1 protein-coding gene is annotated in these 1,895 nt (G+C 37.5%); it reads right to left on the bottom strand.

The window, feature by feature from the left end:
* Positions 1-174 precede the first annotated feature (174 nt).
* Positions 175-1,695 (bottom strand): sugar porter family MFS transporter, encoded by a 1,521-nt coding sequence (locus tag ACRDCA_RS28625; protein ID WP_438692554.1) that lies wholly within the window; start codon positions 1,693-1,695, stop codon positions 175-177.
* Positions 1,696-1,895: the final 200 nt, after the last annotated feature.

Below are 1,895 nucleotides of genomic sequence, written 5' to 3'. Positions count from 1 at the left end.
CCCCAAAACCCCAAAACCCCAAAACCCCAAAACCCCTAACTAGTTAATGTAATGTACTACTAGATTTATACGATAACTATATAATGTTCATACAATATAACATATGAATGAGACTATTATTTTTACTGATTTATTATTGAAAATTATACGAATCAGTTTATACTTCTAAATTTTTTATAATTCTGGGACAGGATTGATAGCCTGTGGTTCATCTAAGTTCTGTGGTGCTTCAATTGGTTTTGGTAGTTCATTTGAATTCTCTTTCACTTTGCTTTTTACCTCACTTCTGAACATACCCATAATCTCTTTCTTAGTCTTTCCTTTAGTCTCATCAAGGCATATTATGAAGAAGACAGCTGAGACAACCATAAACATAAGAAAGATTAGGAAGGACCATCTGCCAATTCCGGAAAGCATGTAAGGGGTCACAAGCCCGACAATAACGGTGAAGGTCCATGAAGAAGCTGCACCGTATCCCATCCATTGTGATGGAAGGATTTCTGATACATAAGTCCAGCAGACAGGCCCATGAGAAATACCGAAAGAAGCAGTAAAGAGGAAAACTCCAATATCGAAAATATAGCTGGAAGCAGTCATTCCTTCCGTCTCATCTTCAGTGTAGCCAATAGTTGCCATAAGAAGTCCAACACCACATCCAAAGCAACCAAGTACAAAGAGAATCTTTCTTCCAAACTTATCAGAGGTAAACATAGAGACAATTGTGAAGAGGAAGTTGAGAAGCATCACAATGAAGTTCAGAAGTGTCTTTATGTCACCTTGGTTTTCGAACATGGTCGGGGCGTAGAACATGACTGCGTTAATACCAGTTAATTGTTGGATTGCTGGTAATAGGATTCCAAACCAGAAGGCTTTCTTGTATATTGAATAAAGTGATCCAGTCACTTCTTCATTGCTATCACCAGAGTTTGTGCATTTTGCTGCATTGGACATCTCTTTGAATATTGCCTCTGCTTCATTGGGGTCACTGTAGATAGCCTGTAAGCTGAGTTTTGCGTTTTCTTCATCACCTTTAGATAGGTAATGTACTGCGCTTTCGTAACGATAGACAGTCAATATAAGAATCACTTGGATTAATGAGAGGAAGAAAGGTCCTGCATAGCCAAATCTCCATGAAAGGTGGTCTCTTACTTCTTGATTACTAAGAGTTGGAAGACCTAATCCAAAAATGGAAACAATCAAGATTGCAAAAGTGATACAAAGTTGATGGCAAGAGCCAAATGCTCCAGTAAGGTGTTTTGGAGAGATTTCATTGATATAGGGTGGGACTACACTGGAATAGAAACCAACAGCAAATCCCATGAATATTCTTCCAATGCAAAATATAGTAAGTGCACCACTAGTGCTTTCCATATTAGGATTGAAGATAATTGACATGAAAAGTACTCCAATAGCACAGAGGAAGGCTCCTATGAAGAGCACAAGTCTTTTGCTCTTCTTTATAACGGGCCCAGAGGTAAGAGCTGTAACCATAGCTCCTGCTGGGAGTACAGTGGTCATAATTGAAGACCAAAGGTCTTTCTTACTACTGTCATTTTCCCAATTAAAGGATTGCATGAACATGTCAGTAAATATAGAGAACACATTAATGTTGTACCCAAAAATGAGTGAGCCAAACAGGAGGGTGGTAACATACCCAATCAAGTATACCATATTAGTACTCTTTGGTTTTTCCATTATTTATGTGTTCATTGTTTAGTCCTATATATACATCCCAATACTATAACATTTCATAATTTATAAGAAACAGTCTGGATTTATCTAATGTATCCTATATAATAAGTTTATACTGGGATAAATTCTTCATTTTAGAGATTCACTTATATGAATCAGTAATGTTAGGGGTTTTGGGGTTTTGGGGTTTTGGGGTTTTGGGG

Source organism: Serratia sp. (in: enterobacteria) (assembly GCF_051654945.1).
In the GTDB taxonomy this organism is placed as follows: domain Bacteria; phylum Pseudomonadota; class Gammaproteobacteria; order Enterobacterales; family Enterobacteriaceae; genus Chania.
This window is presented reverse-complemented; position numbering and strand designations above follow the sequence as displayed.

Coding starts and splice junctions, on each gene's coding strand:
- ACRDCA_RS28625 (WP_438692554.1), bottom strand. CDS start 1,695: ATGGAAAAACCAAAGAGTACTAATATGGTATACTTGATTGGGTATGTT.